The sequence below is a fragment of the Arenibacter flavimaris genome, assembly GCF_030291335.1.
GTDB lineage: Bacteria > Bacteroidota > Bacteroidia > Flavobacteriales > Flavobacteriaceae > Arenibacter.
Genome location: NZ_JASWIM010000074.1, coordinates 1 through 6,588, shown reverse-complemented (window position 1 = coordinate 6,588; position 6,588 = coordinate 1). Strand labels below are relative to the sequence as shown.

The 6,588-nt window shown below is 33.5% G+C and carries 4 protein-coding genes; all 4 read right to left on the bottom strand.

Annotation, left to right across the window (positions count from 1 at the left end; translation table 11 throughout):
- Positions 1-397: 397 nt before the first annotated feature.
- Genes QSE00_RS24895 through hsdR form a run of 4 tightly spaced genes read right to left on the bottom strand, consistent with a single transcriptional unit; the run spans position 398 to position 6,148 of the window.
- Entirely contained in the window at positions 398-712 is a 315-nt protein-coding gene (locus QSE00_RS24895) for an AAA family ATPase (RefSeq protein WP_286107981.1), read from the bottom strand.
- Between the two features lie 2 nt (positions 713-714).
- Positions 715-2,322 (bottom strand): restriction endonuclease subunit S, encoded by a 1,608-nt coding sequence (locus QSE00_RS24890; RefSeq protein ID WP_286107980.1) that lies wholly within the window; start codon positions 2,320-2,322, stop codon positions 715-717.
- Between the two features lies 1 nt (position 2,323).
- The gene (locus QSE00_RS24885; RefSeq protein WP_286107979.1) at positions 2,324-3,772 is read right to left on the bottom strand and encodes a type I restriction-modification system subunit M; all 1,449 of its coding nucleotides are present in this window, start codon (positions 3,770-3,772) and stop codon (positions 2,324-2,326) included.
- Positions 3,773-3,784: 12 nt separating this feature from the next.
- A complete protein-coding gene (hsdR, locus tag QSE00_RS24880) occupies positions 3,785-6,148 on the bottom strand; it encodes an EcoAI/FtnUII family type I restriction enzme subunit R (protein WP_286107978.1) in 2,364 nt (787 codons plus the stop codon).
- Between the last annotated feature and the right edge of the window lie 440 nt (positions 6,149-6,588).

Genomic DNA, 6,588 nt, shown 5'->3' with positions numbered 1-6,588 from the left:
AACTCCTTTACCAATTTACGCATCCGCAAAGCATTATCCTTTTTTGTCATAACTCAAATAGTTTATGCCAAAGGTAAAAAGCCACATCACGTCATAAAAGACGCAGTTGCTCGGAGGGATACGTTCCCCATTCACATCATTTATTATTAGCATAAAAAGCTACTTAATTATGTTGGGTGCGATTTTAATCCATATATCACATAAAATGAAATTATGAAGTATGTTCGTTACGGCATATAGTTGACCAAAGTTAGAGATTTACCTTTACACTAAATCGATCTCCAATCTTGTTATTTAATTCATACGTAGGTCCAAATTAGTCAAGCTTTATGTGGACTTATGATACTATCCGTTTACATTTAAACACTATTTGATATCATTTTGATCTATAAGGTTATCAAAAAAAAGTGAGCCTTTTATAAACAAAAAAAACTCCCAATCTCTCGGAAACCCTGTTTTTATTAGTGGTATTAACCCATTTTATTTCTAACTCTTGGTCTTCTATTTCATATTTGATTAAATATTCAAAATAAATAGGATAATCATTATCAAATAAATGCCTAAATATTTCAATAATTGCCTCAAACAAATTTGATTTTCCAGTTCCATTTTTCCCTACAAAAACATCAATAAAACTGCTTCCGTCAAAATCAATCTTAAAGTCCTTTAGATTCTTGTATTCTGTAATTATGTGAACGTGCAATAATCTCATAACTAAATATTTGCCAGAACGGAGTTAAGGATTTGAACTTGCTTTTTAGATACTTGACCAATAGAATTTTCAAGTGAATTACAAAGGCTTAATAGCTTTTCTATTTTATCTGAAATTTCAATTTGAATATCAAGAGGCGGTAAAGGAATCGGGATTGAGATCCATTTCCCTTTATTGATTATTGGTGTTGCGGAACCACCTGCATTCGCCAATATTTTAGTTTGAAAGTAGTCTGATTGTAATACTGCTGATAAGTATTTCAAATGGACTCCATCATATGGAGTAATGGTGTTTACTTGTTGATTACAGGTAACATCACGATCGTTAATAGCCATTTTGCCAATACTCCCTCCAATACAAACCATTAAAATAGAATTGGCAGCAATAAAACGGGCTTTTTCTAGACCCAATTCTGAAAGACCGTTATTGGTATAATCTATCTTAAAGTCTTTTATATCACCAGGGCCAAGAAATGGAATATAGTTACCATAATATTCAGGATTCTTTTTGGGCGGAGTAGTACCAGTCTGAGTTTCGCCTAAGTTATCAAGTTTTGTCCATATCCAATTTACAGGAAGCTTAAAAGGCTCTTCGCTATTTGGAATTGAAGGGTATTGATTTTCGTGTTTTGAAGTTTTAGCATCAATCTTAAATCTCCCAGAAATCCCAATATTTAAAATCGCTTTTTTTAGGCCTTCTAAATTTGAGTTGGTAGAGTAAAGTTCACCAAACTTGTCATTAATAAATGTTGCTGCTTCTATTAGAGCTATTTCACCTTCAGCTTTAATTAGTTTATCAATCGCTGAGTTATTAATTTTTGATAGTATATCACTTTTGGAATCTCGCTGCTTCTCAAGTTGGTCACAAAGGTTCATTAGTTCCTCAATTTTTAGAACTACTCTATTTTGTTCTTCTTTCGGAGGTAGAGGAATTGGTAATTCCCTCATTGATTTTAAAGAAACATTTTTTATTGTTGAACCAGTAGCATTTGTGAATGCATAGTCTTTAAAATAGTTGCTTTTAATAATATATTTTATGTAGTGCTTATTTATGCCATGCATTAGATTAAAATAGCACGCACTTTTACCTAATATTACTTTTTCATTATCGTAAAATGCAACATTGCCGAGTGTACCATTTATTGATACCAAAACTGTATTTACTGTCAAGTCTCGCTTGTGTTTTTGAAACTCTTTTTCAGTTATAGTTTTCGTATTTGATTTGATTTCAATTCGCCCGTCAGTTAAATTATTACCATTTATAAAATAGTATTCACCATGATTGTCATATTGTGGTGTTCCATGAATTCCATCCCCTAATAATGAAACTATATTATTTAAGCTTGTCCAAATCCAATTGTCAGGTATTATAAATGGTCTAATTGGGTTGTTTTTGTTATCAAAATAAATTTGTTTCTTTATTCTTCCTTGTTTGAATAAGCTTTTCTTTTCTAGTTGAATTTCGCCTAATAATTTATCACCTGACAGTTCATTTTTATCTTGTATAGTTAAGCTACCTCTAATGGCCAATTTTAAGATTAGCTCACGCAATCTTGTTATCCCATCAGGAGTATTTATGGCTATTTCAAAATATTTCTCTAGCAACTCCATATTACTGATTTCCTATCGCTTGCATTAATTCTTGTTTCAAAATTTCTCTTGTCTCATTTAATTTTTCATTAATATCTTCATATTGAAGCATGAGTTTTTTAGGATCTAAATGAACCTCATCAACGAAATATGGATTTTTAAAATCTAGGTTATAATTGTTTTTTTCAATTTCTTTAACTGTAACCTTCCAAGCGTGTTCGTTCTGAACCCGCTTTTTCCACCATTTTTTCTCTAAATCGAACTCTTCTATTCTCAGCGGTTTGCTGCGAGAATATGATTTATAGCCTTCAGGGTAAGGGTGTTCAAAAAACCAAACGTTTTTTGTTGGTTCTCCTTTTTCAAAAAACAATATATTAGTATTTATACCGGTATAAGGGCTAAAAACACCTTTCGGCAATCTAACGATTGTGTGGAGGTTGAATTCATTAAGTAATTCTCTCTTAAGATTTGTTTTTACACCTTCTCCAAATAAGAATCCATCAGGAAGAACGACTGCCGCTTTACCTGTATTAGGTTTTAGTAAGTGCATGATAAGAGCCATAAACAAGTCGGCAGTTTCCCTTGTTTGGTATTTCTTAGGGAAATTCTTTTCAATTCCGTCTTCTTCAACACCACCAAAGGGAGGATTGGTTATGATTACATCTACTCGATCTTTTGGTCCATAATCTTTTAGAGGACGACTTAAAGTATTATCATGCCTAATGTTTGAAGGAACATCAATACCGTGTAACATCATGTTGGTCATAGCTAACATATGCGGAAGTGGCTTTTTCTCAATTCCTAAAATGTTATCCTGTAGTTTGGCAATGTCATTTGGTGTTTTAAATTGCTTTTTTTTATGTTCAATCACATTAACTAAAAAGCCACCTGTTCCGCAAGCAGGGTCAAATACTTTTTCGCCCAACTGTGGATTCAGAATATCAACCATGAATTGAGTAACTGCTCTTGGAGTGTAGTATTCACCTGCATTTCCAGCAGATTGTAAATCGCTTAATATTTTCTCATAAATATCGTTGAATAGGTGTCTATCAGAAGATGAATTAAAATCAACATCACCTTGAATCGTATTGATAACTTGTCTCAGTAAAGTACCTGATTTCATGTAGTTGTATGCATCCTCAAAGACACTTCCAATCACTTTGCCGTGAGGGGAAACACCTGCCGTGGTTGACAGTTTCTTTAATGCAGGGAATAAATCATTGTTTACAAAATCGATTAACTCCTCTCCCGTGTCACCTTCGTCATTTGCAGCCCAAGTTGACCATTTAAATCTATTAGGTAGGGGAGACTTGTAGCTGCTATTTGTTATTTCCCATTCCTTTTCTTTATCGTCAAATATTTTGAGAAAAAGAAGCCAAACCATCTGGCTTATACGTTGTGCGTCACCGTCCACACCAACGTCTTTTCTCATTATATCCTGAATTGTTTTTATTAATGTGCTTAATGACATATTCTAATTTTTTTATGCAGTATAAATTGCTTGTTCTAATTCTCTGATAGCTTCTTCATATTCAGCTAATCCACCAAATCTTTTAATAATTTCTAAAGGAGTGCCAAATGAAGTAAAAGGCTGAATAGTTAAAATCTTAGTCTCTTCTATATGCACGACACCTTCATCTGCATATTTTTCGAGAAGAGCATTGATAACATTTTGAGCTTGTTCACCATATTTGGTAAAGTAATTTCTCTTCTTTACTTGGTCTACTCTTTCTTTTCGTGTCAATGGAGGCATATCCCAAGCTACGTGGCAAATGATATCGAAAGGGTCAAGGTCTTTTCCGATTTCTTCGGCTAAAGCATCAAAGAAGACCCCTTCAGCTTCTAATGCCGTGATTATTGCTTTTTTCTTATCTGAATCCGACCACTTCTTTAAAAAATCGTCAAGAGAGGAAAATTCCTTTGATAATGTTTTTTTAGTGTAATCTTTTAATGACTCAGTTATTAGTTTACCATCAGCGTCAAAATATTGTACACGCTCTGCAACAACTGAAACAGGAACATCTGCTACATAGTACTTTTTGACTTTTTGCGACTCTCCGTCAGAAAGTTCAAAATCAGAGAAATCAAAATCATCATTTGTTGTGAAATCAAGTGGTTGATTTGCATCAGGACTAACTAAGTCGTCAGGTGGCACAGGCGATTCTCCCGTTTTTGGAGTGTAAACAACTACAGGATCACCATCAAAATCAGGGTCAGCAAATAATTCTGTTGCTTTTTTAAAGTCCATTATCGTAAAATAGAACTTATTAAAATCTTCATTGATTCTTGTTCCTCTTCCAATAATTTGTTTGAACTCCGTCATTGATTGAATACGTTGATCAAGTACAATCAACTTACAGGTTTGAGCGTCAACTCCTGTGGTCATTAATTTTGAAGTTGTTGCAATCACAGGATATTTAGATTCAGGAAAAATGAAATTATCTAGTTCAAGTTTTCCTTCCTCATTGTCGCCAGTAATGCGCACAACATATCTCGAATTATCGGCAGCTAAATCACTGTTTTCATTTACCAATGCTTGTCGCATTCTTTCAGCATGGTCAATATTATCGCAGAAGACAATTGTTTTATCAAAGCGATTAGTTTGCCTTAAAAAGTCAGATATTTTTTTTGCTACAAGTTGTGTTCTCTTATCTAAGACTAGACGTTTATCAAAATCCTTTTGATTATAGACTCTATCTTCAATTTCATTACCATATTTATCCAACATTCCTTTATCAGGTCGCCATCCAGTTACGTCTTTATCAATATCTATTCTTACAACTTTATATGGAGCGAGAAATCCATCATCTATTCCTTGTCTGAGAGAATATGTGTAAATAGGGTCGCCAAAATAATCGGTATTGGATACGTCTTTGGTTTCCTTTGGTGTTGCTGTTAATCCAATTTGAGTTGCGTTAGAAAAGTATTCTAGAATTCTTCTCCAATTTGAATCCTCTGCTGCACTTCCTCTGTGGCATTCGTCTATAACAATTAGGTCAAAAAAATCAGGAGAAAATTGCTTGTAAATGTTTTGCTCTTCTTCGGTTCCTGAAACAGCTTGGTATAGTGAAAGGTAAATTTCATAAGACTTGTTAGCTTGCCTTTTTGAAATTTTAGTCATTGCTGAACCAAAAGGCTTAAAATCATTTGTTATGGTTTGGTCAACAAGAATGTTCCTATCTGCTAAGAATAAGATTCTCTTTTTAGCTTTTGATTTCCATAACCTCCAAATTATTTGAAATGCAGTGAAGGTCTTTCCTGTGCCTGTAGCCATAACAAGTAATATTCTGTCATTGCCATTGGCAATTGCTTCTATCGTTTTATTAATGGCTAGTAATTGATAATATCTTGGTGTTTTATTTCCACCGTCACTATGATAATCTTGTGTGATAATGGTCTCTTGTACAGGAGTTAAATTTTTACTCTCTTTCAATAAATTCCATAAAAATTCTGGTGATGGAAATTCATCCAATGTTATTTCGGTTTCCACCTTTCCATCTTTAGCGATACTATTATGAAATAAGAAGCCGTCTCCATTTGAGCTAAATACAAAGGGAACATTGAGCATTTCACCATATTTAAGTCCTTGCTGCATTCCGTCTCCGACTGTATGATTGTTGTCTTTTGCTTCTATTATTGCAATGGGAATCCCTGGCTTATAAAACAAAGCATAATCAGCTCTTTTATTCTTAGCTCTAGTATGTAGTTGTCCTCGAACAATTATTCTACCATTGGTCAATGGAAATTCCTCGCGTAACTGAATATGCGTATCCCATCCAGCTTTCTCTAAAGCAGGAGTGATGTACTTTGTACATATGTCACGTTCTGAGAGGTCTTTTTTATTCATTAATATTTGGACGAATAGTCAAAATTAATTAGACATTGAAATTGATTGGGGGAACATCTTCAGAACATTTACTATTTTAGGAATTTTAAAAATAGGACTTTTATTGAATGAAAAAAATTCTATTTCTTTTACCCTTCTAAAATTTTTAGCCTATTTGGGCTATAGGTGAAAATTAGCAAACAAAAAATCAAATAACAAAGTGATCAAGCCCCCAACAGCGACACTATATCATATAATGGGAACGACACTATTAAAGGATATCATTTGCCCTTTTGATGCGTTAAAGTTTTGTTAAAAACTAAAAGTGAGCCTAAAGTGGGATCAAGAACAAAACTTGGGTCTGAAGTGAATAATTTATTTCTTTGCACTTTAAATTTAAGGGATGGACAAAGGAACCGATTTATCGTTATTGAGCTTATTTTTACCAGAGGGATTACTCG